This window comes from Amycolatopsis sp. NPDC104819, from assembly GCF_055583145.1.
Genome location: NZ_JBVJON010000006.1, coordinates 639,490 through 654,327 on the forward strand (window position 1 = coordinate 639,490; position 14,838 = coordinate 654,327).

Genomic DNA, 14,838 nt, shown 5'->3' on the forward strand with positions numbered 1-14,838 from the left:
TTCAGTCCAGGGGGTTGATGGCGCGCAGGCGCCGCGGGCCGGTGTCGGGCCGCGACGGGGGCGGCCCCAGGACGAGCCGGGCGTTGGCGACAAAAGCGCCGTCCGGCGAGGCCAGGATCGGGTCCAGCACCAGCGACCGCACCTCCGGGTTGTCCTCGGCCAGCGCGGCGACCCGCAGCACCATGTCCTGCAGCGCGGCGAGGTCGGCGGGCTCGTCGCCGCGGTAGCCGGTGAGCAGCGGCGCCGTCCGCGGCTCGCGCAGCAGCGTGGCCGCGTCGACGTCGGTGAGCGGCACCGCCCGGTACGCGCGGTCGCCCAGCAGCGTGCTGACCAGCCCGGACAGCCCGAACGACACGAGCGTGCCGAACGACGGGTCGTCCTGCAGGCCGATCACGCACGACAGGCCCTTCGGGGCCATCCGCTGGACGTACACGTCGTCGTCGTCGGAGATCTCGCGCAGCGTCCGGTAGGCCGTGCGCACGGAGTCTTCGGAGGCCAGGTCGAGGCGCACGCCGGCCAGGTCCGGGCGGCCGCGCAGGCGTTCGTCGACCGCCTTGAGCGTCACCGGGTACCCCAGCTCGACCGCCGCCGCGACCGCGTCGTCCACTGTGGACACCACCCGGAAGGGCACGACGTTGATGCCGTAACAGCCCAGCAGCCGCACGACGTCGGTGTCCGAGAGCAACGTCGTCTTGCCGCTCTCGCTTTCCAGCAGCTCGCGGACGATCACCTGCGCCTGCTCGGTGTGGATCCCCGGCGGTGTCACGAGCGTGCCCTGCGGCCGCTGCCGCCACGCCGCGTACCGGACGACCCGGGCCAGGGCGTTCACCGCGCGTTCCGGACTCGGGTACGACGGGATCGAGCCGCGCGTCGGCACGCCGTCGTCACTCGACACGGCCAGTTCGGCCGGCACGCCTTCGGCCGCGAGGAACGTCGAGACGATCGGCTTGCGCTGCCCCAGTTCAATGACGGTTTCGCGCAGGGCGCGCGCATACGCGGTGCCGGGGATCGCCACCGGCGGCGCGAACACGACGACCAGCGCGTCGGTGTCCGGCGAGGTGAGCGCTTCGCCGACGGCCTTCGCGAAGTCCTCCGGCCCGGCCTGCGGGCCGACGTCCACCGGGTCCGACGCCAGCCGCAGCCCCTGCATCCGCGCGGTGTCGGCGGCCAGCAGCCCGATCGCGCTGGAGTTGCCGACGATCGCGACCCGCGGCCCGGCCGGCAGCGGCTGGTGGGCGAACACGAGCGCGGTGTCGAACAGCTGCGCCAGCGACTCGACGCGCACCACACCCGCCTGCTCGAACAGCGCCTGGACGCTGGCCTCGTCGATCTCCGTCGACGTCGCCGCGAGCTGCGGGCGGACCGCGTGCCGCCCGGACTTCACCGCGACGATCGGCTTCGTCCGCGCGAGCCGCCGGGCCAGCCGCGCGAACTTGCGCGGGTTGCCGAACGACTCGAGGTACAGCAGCACGAGGTCGGTGTCCGGGTCGGTTTCCCAGTACTGGAGCAGGTCGTTGCCGGAGACGTCGGCGCGGTTGCCGGCCGAGACGAACGTCGAAAGGCCGAGGCCGCGCGCTTCGGCGTCGGCGAGGATCGCCGTGCCCAGCGCGCCGGACTGGCAGAAGAACCCGGTGCGCCCACGGGCCGGCAGCCGCGGCGCGAGGGTGGCGTTGAGGCGGACGCCCGGGGCGGTGTTCAGCACGCCGAGCGCGTTCGGGCCGACCACACGCATGCCGTGCGCCCGCGCCTCGCCGACCAGCCGCAGCTCGGCGTGCAGGCCGTGCGGCCCGGCCTCGGCGAAGCCGCTGGAGAGGATCAGCAGCGTCTTGACGCCCTTCGCGAGGCAAGCGTCCAAAACGGACTCGACGGCCTCCGCGGGCACCGCGACGACGGCCAGGTCGACCGGGTCCGGGATGTCCAGCACCGACGGGTACGCGCGGACACCGCGGATCGAGCGGTGCTCCGGGTTGACCGGGTAGACGGTGCCGGTGAAGGCAGCGGCCAGCAGGTTCACGAACGCGACGTGACCGACCTTGCCCGGCTCGGCCGACGCGCCGATCACCGCGACCGACGTCGGGTGCAGCAGGTTGTGCACGCTTCGCGCCTCGGCGGCCTGCTCCCTCGAGCGGGCCACGGCGAGGGACTCCTCGGTCGGGTCGATGTCGAACTCCAGGTGCAGCACGCCCTCCTCGATCTCGCGGCTGACCTGGTAACCGGCGTCGCGGAAGACCCGCACCATGGCGGCGTTCTCGGCGAGCACCTCGGCGGTGAACCGGCGCAGCCCGCACTCCGACGCCGCTGCGGCGAGGTGCTCCAGGAGGATCGAGCCGAGCCCGCGGCCCTGGTGCGCGTCGCTGACGACAAAGGCGACCTCGGCCGACGGCCCGTGGTCGAGCCGTTCGTACCGCCCGACCGCGACGATGTCGTCGCCCAGGAACGCGGCGAACGCGACCCGGTCGTGGTGGTCGACGGTCGAGAAGCGCTTGAGGTCCTTCTCGGGGATGCGTGGGTAGGCGCCGAAGTAGCGGAAGTACCGCGTGCGCTCGGAAAGCTTGCCGTGGAAGGCGACGAGCCCGTCGGCGTCGCTGGGCACGATCGGGCGCAGGTGGACGGTGCCGCCGTCGGACAGCACGACGTCGGCCTCCCACGCGTGGGGGTAGTCGAAGGGGTCCCGGCCGGCCATGGTCAGTCCCTGGGGTCGTCCGGATCGAGGCCGTGCAAGGGGAAGACGGCCCGGCGCGTGTCCCGGACGGCGACGTCGACCGGGTCGTCCGCGCCGTCGCCCCACGGCTTGAACTCCGTGTCGCGGTCGTCGGTCATCGCGGCCGGCAGCTCGGCGTTCGGCGCGGCCTTGGTGACGGTGGAGACCCAGCCGGGCGGCAACGGCGTCGCCGGCGCGACGTCCCGGTCGAGCACCGTCGCGATCAGGTGCGTCCACGACCGCGGCACGACCCGGATCAGCTGGTACCCGCCCCCGCCGACGGCGATCCACTTGCCGCCCGCGTACGTCTGCGCGAGGTCGCGGAGAGTGCTGTAGATGGTCCGGTGGCCGTCGACGCTGAGCGAGAGGTCCGCCAGCGGGTCCTCTTCGTGCGAGTCGACGCCGCACTGGGTGAACAGGAGCTGCGGCTCGAAGTCCGCGAGCAGCGAAGGGACAACGGCGTTGAAGGCCCGCAGCCACCCCGGGTCCCGCGTGCGCGGCGGCAGCGGGACGTTGACCGCGGTGCCTTCGGCCTTCCCGCGGCCGGTCTCGGCGGAGTAGCCCGTGCCCGGCCAGAGCGTGAAGGGGTGCTGGTGCATCGAGATCGTGAGGACACGCGGGTCGTCGTAGAAGGCGGCCTGGACACCGTCGCCGTGGTGGACGTCGGTGTCGATGTAGGCGATCCGCTCGAAACCGTGGTCGAGCAGCCACGAGATGGCGACCGCGCAGTCGTTGTAGACGCAGAACCCGGACGCCCGGTCCCGCATCGCGTGGTGCAGGCCGCCGGCGATGTTGACCGCCCGCGTCGCCTCGCCCTCGGCGATCTTGCGGGCGGCCAACAGCGTCGAGCCGACGACCAGGGCGGAGGCGTCGTGCATGTCGGAGAAGACGGGGTTGTCGGCGGTCCCGAGCCCGTGCCCGACGTCCCACCCGACCAGCGGCGCCTCCCGCACGGCGGCGAGGTACTCGGGAGCGTGGATCCGGAGCAGCTCCTCGTCCCCGGCCGCGGTCGGGACCAGCAGCTCGACGTCGTCGAGCACGCCGAGCTCGGTGGCCAGCCGGACGGTGAGCTCCAGCCGGACGGGGTTGAACGGGTGCTCCCCGCCCAGGTCGTAACCCAGCAGGGCGGGATCCCACACGACAGCCGGCGCCATACCGCCCGACTGTAGTGCCGATCGCCGGAGATCGTGGAGTCGAAGCGCCCCCGGCGCTCAGCCCGGCAGGGTGCCCGTCGCCGCCGGACGCTCCGGGTCCCGCGACCAGTGCGACCACGAGCCCGCGTACAGGCCGGCGCCCGCGTGGCCGGCCAGCTCCAGCGCGAGCACGACCGAGCTGGCCGTGACGCCGGAGCCGCAGTACGCCCCGACCGGCTCGCCCGGGCGCAGCCCCAGCCCGGCGAACCGCTCCGCCAGCTCGGCCGGGGTCCGCCAGCGGCCGTCCGCACCGACGTGGCCGGCGAACGGCGCGTTCACCGCACCCGGGATGTGCCCCGCCCGCGGGTCGACCGGCTCGGTCTCCCCCGCGTAGCGCGGGGTCGCCCGGGCGTCGAGCAGCAGGCCGTCGCGCGCCAGGGCCGCGGCCTCGTCGGCGTCGAGCACCGGCATCCCGCCCGGCCGGACGGTGAGGTCGCCCGGCTCCGGCCGCGCCGGCTCCGTGCTCACCGGCCGCCCTTCCGAAGTCCACGCTGCGTAACCGCCGTCGAGGACGGCGACCTCGGCGTGGCCGGCCCAGCGCAGCAGCCACCACGCCCGGGCCGCCACCGACCCGTCGGCGTCGTCGTGGACGACCACCGGCGCACCCGCCCGGACCCCGGCCGCGCGCAGGTCGCGCTGCAGGTCGGCGGGGTCGGGCAGCGGGTGCCGGCCGCCCTCGCCCGGCGCCCCGGCGAGCACCCGGTCGAGGTCGACGAACACCGCGCCGGGCAGGTGCCCCTCCCGGTAGGACTCGGCACCGGGTGGCCCGGCGAGCCGCCAGCGGACGTCGAGGACGACGGGCCGGTCACCCGCCGGCCCGGCGAGCGCGGCGGCGAGGTCGGTGGTGCTGATCAGCGGACGCATGCCTCCCATCTTCCAGCGGCCGGCTGCCCGGCCGCGCCGGGGTGCGGACATATCCCCCACCGGCGAGTTGTCACCCATTTGGCCGAAAGCAGGCGGAGACGGACCGCAGCGGACGCGCCTGTGGTGGCGGGTTCCGCCGTGGCCGCCGGTCGGATCGGTAACCGTCGGCGCGGTATCCGCACGGCCCCCCGCCGCTGTCGGGGCCAACGACTACGATGAGCAACGCGGACGAAGGGGACAGCGTGAACGATCTCATCGACACCACCGAGATGTACTTGCGTACGATCTACGAGCTCGAAGAAGAGGGTGTCGTCCCGCTGCGCGCCCGCATCGCCGAGCGCCTGCAGCAGAGCGGCCCCACCGTGAGCCAGACCGTCGCCCGCATGGAGCGCGACGGGCTGGTCGTGGTGGCCGACGACCGGCACCTCCAGCTGACCGACCACGGCCGTGAACTGGCCATCGCGGTGATGCGCAAGCACCGCCTGGCCGAGCGCCTCCTCGTCGACGTCATCGGGCTCGAGTGGGAACACGTCCACAACGAGGCCTGCCGCTGGGAACACGTGATGAGCGAGGCCGTCGAGCGCAAGCTGGTCAAGCTGCTCGACCACCCGACCACCTCCCCCTACGGCAACCCGATCCCCGGGCTGGACAAGCTGGGCGACGGCGACCCCGCCCCGCCCGCCGAGGCCGACCTCGTCCGGCTGGACGAGTTCGCCCGCACCGGTGGCGGCCGGGTCGAGATCCGGCGCATCGCCGAGCACGTCCAGCTGGACGAGTCGCTGATGACCGAGCTCAAGTCGGTCGGCATCGTGCCGGGTGGCACGGTCACCATCGGCAAGGGCAACGGCGCCACCATCGAGGTCACCGGCGGGGACACCACCGCCCTGGTCGCCAGCTCCGCGCTGCACGCCGTCCTGGCGCAGGCCAGGTGAGCCCGGCTTCGGAGGCCGCGGCCGCGTTCCGCACCGTGCACGGCGCCGAGCCGGCCGGGGTCTGGTCGGCGCCCGGGCGGGTCAACCTGATCGGCGAGCACACCGACTACAACGACGGCTTCGTGCTGCCGTTCGCCCTGCCGCACCGCCTGGCCGCGGCGGCGTCGCCCCGCGAGGACGGCGTGCTGTCCGTGGCCACCCTGGGCGACGACGGCCAGCTCCAGCGCTCCGGCGAGCTCAAGATCGCCGACCTGGCGCCGGGCCGGGTCGAGGGGTGGGCCGCGTACCCGGCCGGGGTCGCCTGGGTGCTGCGCGACCAGGGCTTCACGGCCGGCGCAAACCTGGTCATCGCCGGGGACGTGCCGTCCGGGGCGGGGCTGTCCTCCTCCCACGCGCTCGAGTGCGCGGTGTCGCTGGCGTTGCTCGGCCTGGCCGGCCTGGAGCTCGACGGAACCGGCGAGCGCGTCCCGGCCCGGCCCGAGGTGGCCCGGTGGGTGCAGCGCTCGGAAAACGACTTCGTCGGCGCGCCGACCGGCCTGCTCGACCAGACGGCGTCCCTCTGCTGCACCGAGTCGCACGTGCTGTTCCTCGACGTGCGGTCGGGCGAGCAGGAGCAGGTGCCCTTCGGCCTGGCCGAGGCCGGGCTGCAGGTGCTGATCATGGACACCCGCACGAAGCACTCGCACGCCGAAGGCGGGTACGGCGAGCGCCGCCGCGGCACCGAACGGGCGGCCGAGCTGCTCGGGGTGAAGGCGCTGCGCGACGTCACCGTCGAGGGCCTGGCCGAGGCCCTCGACCGGCTGCCGGACGAGCTGGCGCCGCTGGTGCGGCACGTGGTCACCGAGAACCAGCGGGTGCTCGAGGTGGTCGAGCTGCTCCGCGCCGGGCGGCTGGCCGAGATCGGCCCGTACCTGGACGCCTCGCACGTCAGCATGCGTGACGACTACCGGATCTCCACGGCCGAGCTGGACCTCGCGGTCGACTCGGCCCGCGCGGCCGGGGCCCTCGGCTCCCGGATGACCGGCGGCGGTTTCGGCGGCTCGGCGATCGCGCTGGTCCGCGACGCCGACCTCGACGGTGTCAAGGCGGCTGTCGAAGCGGCGTACGAGAAGGCCGGTTACCGGCGGCCGCGTATGTTCACGGCCGTCCCCTCCCGCGGCGCCGGGCGCGACGAGCTCTGAGGCCGCGCGGGTCCGCGTGGGGCAACCCCCGCCCGGACCCGCGCGTCGCCCTAAGGGAAGACTGTCGCGCACAGTCACCCTCGGCAGGAAGGCCTGGATGTGTCGGAGCAGAGCAACGCCCTGAAGCTGGTCGTGACGGGCGGAGCGGGGTACGTCGGCAGTGTCTGCGCCGCCCGGCTGATCGAGGCCGGGCACCAGGTCACCGTGGTCGACGACCTGTCCACCGGCCACGCCGACGCCGTCCACCCGGACGCGCGGTTCATCGAGGGTGACGCCGCCGAGGTGGCGGGCAGCCTGCTGCGCGAGGGTTTTGACGGCGTGCTGCACTTCGCGGCGAAGTCGCTGGTAGGCGAGTCGATGGCGGAGCCGGCGAAGTACTGGGAAGGCAACGTCGTCACCTCGCTGCGGCTGCTCGAGGCCATGCACGAGCACGGCACGCCCCGGCTCGTGTTCTCCTCGACCGCGGCGACCTACGGCGAACCGGAGCAGTCGCCGATCCCGGAGTCGGCGCCGACGCAGCCGACCAACACCTACGGCGCCACGAAGCTCGCGATCGACGCCGCGATCACCAGCTTCGCCGTCGCCCACGGCCTGGCCGCGGTCAGCCTGCGCTACTTCAACGTCGCGGGCGCGTACGGCGCCTTCGGCGAGCGCCACACCACGGAAACCCATCTCATTCCCCTCGTTCTCCAGGTCGCCTCGGGCGACCGCGAGCGCATCCAGATCTTCGGCGACGACTACCCGACGCCCGACCACACCGCGATCCGCGACTACATCCACGTCGCAGACCTCGCCGACGCCCACCAGCTGGCGCTGAAGCACGCGACCGCGGGTGAGCACCGCATCTTCAACCTCGGCAGCGGCACCGGTTTCTCCGTCCTCGAGGTGATCGAGGCCTGCCGCGAGGTCACCGGGCACCCGGTGCCGGCGGCGGTGGCCCCGCGCCGCGCGGGCGACCCGTCCGTGCTGGTGGCGGCCAGCGACCGGGCCCGCGAAGAGCTGGGCTGGAAGCCGGAACGCACCGAGCTCACGCACATCGTGCGCGACGCCTGGGCCTTCGCCCAGTCGCGGCAGGCCTCCCGGGGCTGAGCGCTCGGACCCGGTAGGCCGCCCGCTCTGATGAACGCGTGCTTTGCGGCCAGGCAGCCTCACCTCCCGCTGTGCCCCCGCAGGTCGCGCTGAGGAGCGGGGCTCTGTGTGGCTGGGGTTCCGACGCCGCGAATGGGTCATTGGGGACGTCCGGCGTCCCGAATGGGCCATTGGCGACGTGGAAGCGGCAGCCGCATCGGACGCGGCCTCGGAGCACCTCGACCGGAGGAGCGAGGCAAGCAGCCGTGCGGCACCGACCCCGACGTCGCGAATGGGTCATTGGAGACGTCTGGCGTCCCCAATGGGCCATTCGCGACGCGCAAGCTGAGGCCGCGACGTCCGAACGCGCGGTCCCGGGGCACCTCGACGCCGTGGGTCGAGAACTTCGCGTGCGCCTCGTCGAGGTCGTTGGCCGGCAGCTCGACCTCGACGAACGTGCCCCGCGTCCTCCTGGGCGAACGCCGGTTCCAGCGGAGCCTCAGGACGTCTCACAGGCGTCCAGGTCCGCGGGCTCCAGGCCGAAGCCGGTGAGGCCCGGGTCGGCGGCCAGCGTCAGGCCCAGCAGCACCTCCGGTGGGGTGCCCCGGTTCAGCACCCTCGTCAGGAGGGTGGCCAGGACGTGGCCCGGCGCGGCTTCCAGCGCGATGTTCAGGGCCATACCCGCCAAGGTGCCGTCGCCGCGCATGAAGGCCGAAAACCCCAGCAAGGCCGCCGGTTCCGCGCGTTCCGGGGCCGGGAGCTCGCGGACCAGCGTCAGCCAGAGGCGCTCGGCTTCGCGGGCCGCCGGCACGTCGGGTGGGACCGCCATCGCCAGGCACACGTCGCGGATCTCGGGGATCGTCAGCGCGCAGGCCAGGAGGACAGCTTCCTCGTCCGTCGGAGGTCCGTCGTCGCGGAGCTGGCGCTCGAACGCCGCACGGATCTCCGAGGCCGCGTCGGAGACACAGCTCGCCTCCGGCCAGGGCAGCGAAGACAGCTGCGCCAGCCGGGAAGCACGGCGGTCGAGCGCTTCCGGTGACCGCGGGGCGAGCAGGGCCAAGACTTCGTCACGGCTGGCGAACGCCACCGTGCCGCGCTCGGTGGCCGCCGCTGCCGCCACGGTCGCGCGAGGGTCGGGCAGCGTGCCGCCGCACTCCTCGTCGGCGTAACAACCCCATGGCGCGTCTTCGGTGATCTCCTCGGCCCACATCGCGTGCAGCACCGGGAGACCGAACTCCCCCAGTGCTTCGGCCAGTTCGTCGACGAAGCCCGCGTGCGGTGGCGGGCTGCCGGGTCTTCGCCGGCCGCCGACGATCACCAGCGTCACGCCGGTGTGCTCCCCCGTGGCGAACTTCGGGGCGAGCGCGCGGGCCTGGTGGGTCCGGTGCTCGGCGCGCGGGAGGTCGCCGCGCAGCACCAGGCCCAGGCGGTTGCCCGCCGGGGCCCGGTGGCCGAGCAGGACGACGGAGCGTTCGGGCCGGAACCCGACGAGGTACGGGAGCGCGGCCAGCAGCTGGGCGGGCTCCGTGAGGTCGACCGGCGTGCGGCCGGCCGGGGTGGCGGTGGTCATGCCTCCAGCGTGGGGCAGCACGGGGCCGGCTGGGGCGGTGGCGGCAAATCTGTGGATCGCCGGGACCGATGTGGACGGAACCGGCCGGGAGCCGGCCGGACGGCGGGTTCTTGTCGGTGGGGCGGGCTATGCTGCCCGGCCCCACCGGCCGGTCCCGCTCAGCCGCAGTGCTCGAACCCGCTTTCGTAGGTGTTGCTGCCCACCGAGCCGCCCCACTTCACGCAGGTCGCTTCGGCGGTCTTCTTCACCGGCCCGGCGTAGTAGGTGAAGCTGCCGGAGTCGGTGGTCCGCGCCGAACCCTGGACCTCGAGGAACGCCGAGACCGGGCTGGCCGTGCCGAGCGACGTCGCCTTCAGCGTCGTCACGCAGTTGGCCTTCGTCGAGGCGTTGTACAGCAGGTAGGCCGTGCCCGACGAGTTCGCCAGCGCCTGCTGGTCGACGACGGAGAAGCCGGAGCCGCAGACCTCTTCGGCCGAGTACGGGTTGCCGCCACAGCCGTTCTTGCTGGTGAAGTCCGTGTGGCCGTAGTACGGCACGGCGACGCCGTTCAGCTTCGCCTTCTGCACAACACCGTCGAGCCGCTCTTCGAAGTGCAGGTGCGGGCCGGTGACCCCGCCGGTCGCGCCCGCCTTGCCGATCTCCTTGCCACCGGCCACCGACTGCCCGACCGAGACCTCTTGGTCGGACAGGTGCGCGTACCGGGTGCGCCAGCCGCCGCCGTGGTCCAGCTCGATCCACTTGCCGTAGCTGGTGCTGCCCTCGTTCGCCACCCGCGTCACGGTGCCCGAAGCCGCCGCCAGCACCGGCATCCCGGTGATGCCCGACTTCTGGAAGTCGACGGAGTACTCCGGGCTGTGGCCGCTGAACGTCGCCGCGGTCACCGTGACGCCGCACTTGAACGGCACCTGGAAGGTGGGCGCGGCCGACGCGGCGGCCTGGCCGAAGAGGGTGAGGCCGAGCGCGGGCAGCGCCGCGGCGGCGGCGAACACGGCGAGCCGTCGCAACCTGGACATGGGGGAACCTCCTGACAAACGGGACAGCTTGACACCACGAAGGGAAGCCCGCGTCGGTACATTTTCCGTACAAGGACCCCGCGGAGGACACCGACGAATGACATCCCGACGACTCCCGTTCCCCTCGGCGCAGGGCTGGCTGCGCTGGGGGCTCATCGCGGTGCCGATGGTCACCGCGATGCCCCGGGCGAACGCGCTCGCCTGGGCGCTGATCGGGATCACCCTCGTCCTGGCGACCCCGATGCCGTGGATCGCCGACCTCGGCGCCCGGACCCTGTCGGCGGTTCTCTCGCTCGCCGTGATCGCGAGCGCGGGCGCGCTGTGGGTGGTCCTGCCGGGCAGCTGGGCGACGGTGGCGATGTTCAGCACGACGTTCTTCGTGGTGCTGCGGCAGTCCGCGGTGCCGGTCGTGCTGGCGGTCGTGCTGGACGCCGCGCTGATCACCACGGTCTGGCTGGCCCGCCAGGACGTCTGGGAAAGTGCCCTGTCGACCTATGCCGTCCTCGCCGTGATCGTGCTCATGGGGCTGAACCGGCGGACGCGCAACGCCCGGGTCGAGCAGACCGAGCTGGCGCTGGCCCGCGCGCAGACGGCCACCGAGGAGCACGCGCGCGCGGCGGCGCTGGCCGAACGCGCCCGGATCGCCCGCGAGCTGCACGACGTCCTCGCGCACTCGCTGGCCGGGCTCTCGCTGAACCTGCAGGGCGCGCGGCTCATGCTGGTGCGCGACCAGGCGAGCCCGGACGCCGTCGCGCAGATCGAACGCGCCCAGAAGCTCGCTTCGGAAGGCCTCGCCGAAGCCCGCAAGGCCGTCGCCGCGTTGCGCGAGGACGCGGTCCCGGTCGAACGCACGATCGCGGACCTGCTGGCCGCGTACCGGCTGGACAGCGGGGCCCGGGCGGACCTGACGGTCGAGGGCGAGCCGCGGGAGCTCGACGCGGCGGTCGGCACCGCGCTGGTCCGCGCGGTGCAGGAGGCGCTGGCCAACACGCGCAAGCACGCGGCGCAAGCCGACGTCGACGTCACCCTGGACTTCGGCGCCGGAACCGTCGCGCTCACCGTCACCGACTGCCAGGGCAGGCGCCCGCCGGACGCGCCCGCGGCAGGCTACGGTTTGCGCGGGATGAGCGAACGGGTCGCGCTGCTCGACGGACAGCTCGAAAGCGGACCGGGGGAGGACGGATGGCGGATTCACCTGACGGTGCCGGCGTGAGCCTGCGGGTCGTGCTGGCCGACGACCAGGCGGTCGTCCGGGAAGGCCTGGTCACGCTGCTCGGGCTGCTGCCCGGCGTCGAGGTGGTCGGCGCCGCCGCCGACGGGCTCACCGCGCTCGACCTCGTCGCCGAGCACCATCCCGACGTCGTGCTGGTGGACCTGCGGATGCCGCGCTGCGACGGCGTCGAGACCACCGAACGGATCCGCGCCGAGCACCCGGGCACCGAAGTCGTCGTGCTCACGACCTACGCCGACGACGAGTCGCTGCTGGCCGCGTTGCGCGCCGGCGCCCGCGGGTTCCTGACCAAGGACGCCGACGCCGAGGCCATTGCCAGGGCGCTGCGCTCGGCCGCCGCCGGCCAGTCCACAGTGGACGGCGAGCTGCAGCGACGGCTCGTCGACGCGGCGACACGCAGCACACCCAAGCGGGTCAAGGAGGTCGAAGGCCTGACCGCGCGCGAGATCGAGGTGCTGCGGCTGATCGCGGCGGGTCTGTCGAACACCGAGATCGCGCGGACCCTGGTGGTGAGCGAGGCGACCGTGAAGACCCACGTGAACCACCTGTTCACGAAGGCCGGGCTGCGCGACCGCGCGCAGGCGGTCGCCTTCGCCTACCGGGCGGGCATCGCGGACTGAGCCGCCGGGATCAGCCGCTGGGTGAACCCGGCGTCGACCAGGCGGCCGAACGCCCGCTCGACCCCCGTCGGGACCCGCTGCGGGATTGCGAACCCGCGCGCCGCGTACTCCGTGATCCGCTGGGTTTCGCCGACGAGCATGCCGATCACCCGCTCGGCGTCCTCGCTGCCGGACAAGTAGTCCTCGAGCGAGACCGCCGTCGCCGCGCAGACGATGTCGACGTCCGGCCAGAGCCGCTTCGCCGTCGCGTACGCACGGCGTTGCTGGTACGGCCGGGACACCAGCGTCACCGAACGGACCGGAAGCCCTCGTTCGTCGAGCAGCCGGCGGGTGAACGTGATGTTGTCACCGGTGTTGCGCGCCTCGGGCTCGACCAGGATCGCCTCGTCGGGCACGCCGAGCTCCAGCGCGATCTCGCGGTAGTGGACCGCTTCGCCGCGAGGGAAGCGGTCCACCGTCGTCGGCGCGTTGGCGCCCGTGAAGACGACCAGCGGGAACCGTCCGGCGTGGAACAGCTCCGCCGTGTGGACGGCGACGCCGGGGTCGCGGCTGCCGAGCCCGATGCCGACGTCCGACCGACGTAACGGGTGCCGGAGGTCGTGGTAGTCCCACAACGTCCGGACGTCGGCGTGGAGGTGCGCGGGCAGCATCAGCCGAAAGCGGCTCGCAGCGCCGGCTTGCCTCCCGTCACCGGCAGCGTCACCGACGTCTTCGTCAGGTCCAGCGCCAGCCCCGCGCCCGGCTTCGGCCGCAGCGTGTAGTCGTGGTCGCTGGAGGCCAGCAGGAACTCGAGCCGGTGCCCCGCCGCGAGGACGTAGTCCTTCGGCATCAGCTCGACGCCGATCTTGTACGTCTGGCCCGGCGTGATCGGCTCGGTCCGGGCGGGGGACGTGCGGTTCTGCGGATCGGTCCAGCCGCGGCTGATCACGTGGGACGTGCCGTCGGGGGCGCGGTCGAGCAGGATCGCCGAGACGTTCGCCGCGGGCCGGTCGAACGCCAGCGCCAGGTCGGCACGAGCGGTCCCCGAGAGCCGTACGGACTGCTTCGCCGCCGAAGTCGCGTACAGCAGGCGGTTGCCCGAAGACGCGAGGCCGGCCAGCTGCTCGATCGTCTTCGACGAGTCGTCGGCGAGGGTTTCGACCGCCGCCGAGCCCGGCACCGGGTTGCGCGTGTCGATGGTGCCCTTGGCCTTGCCGCCCGGCCACGGGTAGACGCGGACGTCGGCCGTCGTGGGCGCCGGCCAGTCGGCTTCGTCGACCCACGAGAGGTCTTCACGCTGGATCGTCGCCTTCGGCTCGTTCTGGATGCCGTTGTCGACGCTGTAGAGGTAGTGCGACATCCACTTGTTCAGCGTGGCGAGCCAGACGTCGCGCCGCAGCGAGTACGGGTCGGCGTGGCCGGACTGGTGCAGCCAGATCTTGTGCTCGACGCCGTGGGCCTTCAGCGCTTCGTACCACTCGGCGACCTGGTCGGTCTTGACGTTCCAGTCGTTGAGGCCGTGCACCGCGAGCACCGACGCGTGCACCTTCGCGACGTCGTTGCGGTAGTTGCGGACGTCCCAGAACGGCGTGTAGTCGCCGGTCACGCGGTCCTGGTCGCGGGTCAGCCCGTCGATGACCGAGCGGCAGACCTGCCGGTCCGCGCGGGTGTAGACGTACTCGGCGAGCACGTCGGCGTCCTCACCCTGGAAGCCACCGGCGGCGACGACCGCGCCGTCGTTGCGGTAGTACTGGTACCAGCTGGAGATCGCGGCGATCGGGACGATCGTCTCGAGCCCTTCGACACCGGTGCTGGCGACGGCGTTGGGCAGCGTCCCGTTGTAGGACACGCCCATCATGCCGGTCTTGCCGGTGCTCCAGTCGGCCTTCGCGGCGGCGCCGGCGGCGTCCCGGGCGGGCGTGCGGCCGTTGAGCCAGTCGACGACCGAGCGCGCGCCGATCGTCTCGTTGACGTCCCCGGTGGTCGGGCAGCCGGTCGAGAGGCCGCTGCCGAGCGATTCGCCGTAGACGACGGCGAAGCCGCGCGCGGTGAAGTAGTCCTGGTAGCGCCAGGTGATCGGGGCGGCCGGGCCGACGCCGTGCGCGGCGACCCGCGGGCCCTCGGCTTCGCGGGCGTAGCCGGGCGCGGACAGCTCGACGTCGACGTCGTGGTTCGCGACGTCGTTGCCGCCGGCGTAGTACGGGCTGGCCTGGTAGACGACGGGGACCTTCAGGCCCTGCTGCGTCGCGCGCGGGCGCACGACCTGGGCGTGCACGAGGTCGTCGGCGCCGTCGTGGTCGCTGTCGACCGGCGCGGTGACCCAGACGTCCTCGCGGATGACGTCGGCGGGGTCGAACACCGGTTGCGCCTGGCCGCCGGTGAAGACCGGGCCGGGCGGATCGGCGGCTTCGGCGGTGACCGCTGTCAGCGGCAGGACCGCCAGGGTGAGGAGCAGGACTGCGGTTCGTGCGGCTTTCACTCAAACC

12 protein-coding genes are annotated in these 14,838 nt (G+C 73.2%); 5 read left to right on the forward strand and 7 right to left on the reverse strand.

Features of this window, described 5'->3' with window-relative positions:
- Position 1 precedes the first annotated feature (1 nt).
- Genes ACZ63E_RS22460 through ACZ63E_RS22470 form a run of 3 tightly spaced genes read right to left on the reverse strand, consistent with a single transcriptional unit; the run spans position 2 to position 4,758 of the window.
- A complete protein-coding gene (locus ACZ63E_RS22460) occupies positions 2-2,683 on the reverse strand; it encodes a bifunctional acetate--CoA ligase family protein/GNAT family N-acetyltransferase (protein WP_465338054.1) in 2,682 nt (893 codons plus the stop codon).
- 2 nt (positions 2,684-2,685) lie between these two features.
- Entirely contained in the window at positions 2,686-3,855 is a 1,170-nt protein-coding gene (locus ACZ63E_RS22465; protein ID WP_465338055.1) for an acetoin utilization protein AcuC, read from the reverse strand.
- A gap of 57 nt (positions 3,856-3,912) precedes the next feature.
- The gene (locus tag ACZ63E_RS22470; protein ID WP_465338056.1) at positions 3,913-4,758 is read right to left on the reverse strand and encodes a sulfurtransferase; all 846 of its coding nucleotides are present in this window, start codon (positions 4,756-4,758) and stop codon (positions 3,913-3,915) included.
- Positions 4,759-4,973: 215 nt separating this feature from the next.
- On the opposite strand from ACZ63E_RS22470, the gene ACZ63E_RS22475 reads away from it, so the two are divergent.
- The 3 genes from ACZ63E_RS22475 (at position 4,974) to galE (ending at position 7,960) form a co-directional block, all read left to right on the forward strand.
- Complete coding sequence (locus tag ACZ63E_RS22475) at positions 4,974-5,690, forward strand: metal-dependent transcriptional regulator (protein WP_465307758.1); 717 nt, start codon at positions 4,974-4,976, stop codon at positions 5,688-5,690.
- Positions 5,687-6,871: a galactokinase gene (gene galK, locus ACZ63E_RS22480; protein ID WP_465338057.1), complete on the forward strand. Its 1,185-nt coding sequence runs from the start codon at positions 5,687-5,689 to the stop codon at positions 6,869-6,871. The genes ACZ63E_RS22475 and galK overlap by 4 nt, the downstream gene beginning before the upstream one ends.
- Before the next feature lie 99 nt (positions 6,872-6,970).
- Positions 6,971-7,960, forward strand: a complete 990-nt coding sequence (gene galE / locus ACZ63E_RS22485) for a UDP-glucose 4-epimerase GalE (protein ID WP_465338058.1) — start codon at positions 6,971-6,973, stop codon at positions 7,958-7,960.
- Positions 7,961-8,438: 478 nt separating this feature from the next.
- Here galE and ACZ63E_RS22490 read toward each other — a convergent pair whose 3' ends face one another.
- The gene (locus tag ACZ63E_RS22490; protein ID WP_465338059.1) at positions 8,439-9,509 is read right to left on the reverse strand and encodes a DUF4192 domain-containing protein; all 1,071 of its coding nucleotides are present in this window, start codon (positions 9,507-9,509) and stop codon (positions 8,439-8,441) included.
- 158 nt (positions 9,510-9,667) lie between these two features.
- A complete protein-coding gene (locus ACZ63E_RS22495) occupies positions 9,668-10,522 on the reverse strand; it encodes a M23 family metallopeptidase (protein WP_465338060.1) in 855 nt (284 codons plus the stop codon).
- A gap of 97 nt (positions 10,523-10,619) precedes the next feature.
- Between ACZ63E_RS22495 and ACZ63E_RS22500 the strand changes: the two genes are divergently transcribed.
- Together ACZ63E_RS22500 and ACZ63E_RS22505 are read left to right on the forward strand one after the other, a co-directional pair.
- The gene (locus ACZ63E_RS22500; protein WP_465338061.1) at positions 10,620-11,735 is read left to right on the forward strand and encodes a sensor histidine kinase; all 1,116 of its coding nucleotides are present in this window, start codon (positions 10,620-10,622) and stop codon (positions 11,733-11,735) included.
- On the forward strand, positions 11,732-12,373 hold the full coding sequence (locus tag ACZ63E_RS22505) for a response regulator (RefSeq protein ID WP_465338062.1): 642 nt from the start codon (positions 11,732-11,734) through the stop codon (positions 12,371-12,373). Before ACZ63E_RS22500 ends, ACZ63E_RS22505 begins: the two co-directional genes overlap by 4 nt.
- Here the strand turns inward: ACZ63E_RS22505 and ACZ63E_RS22510 are convergent.
- Both ACZ63E_RS22510 and ACZ63E_RS22515 read right to left on the reverse strand, forming a co-directional pair.
- Positions 12,349-13,023 (reverse strand): YdcF family protein, encoded by a 675-nt coding sequence (locus ACZ63E_RS22510; protein WP_465338063.1) that lies wholly within the window; start codon positions 13,021-13,023, stop codon positions 12,349-12,351. The genes ACZ63E_RS22505 and ACZ63E_RS22510 overlap by 25 nt on opposite strands.
- Positions 13,023-14,831 carry a Xaa-Pro dipeptidyl-peptidase gene (locus tag ACZ63E_RS22515; protein ID WP_465338064.1) on the reverse strand — a complete coding sequence of 603 codons (1,809 nt, stop codon included), beginning with the start codon at positions 14,829-14,831 and terminating at the stop codon, positions 13,023-13,025. Before ACZ63E_RS22515 ends, ACZ63E_RS22510 begins: the two co-directional genes overlap by 1 nt.
- Positions 14,832-14,838: the final 7 nt, after the last annotated feature.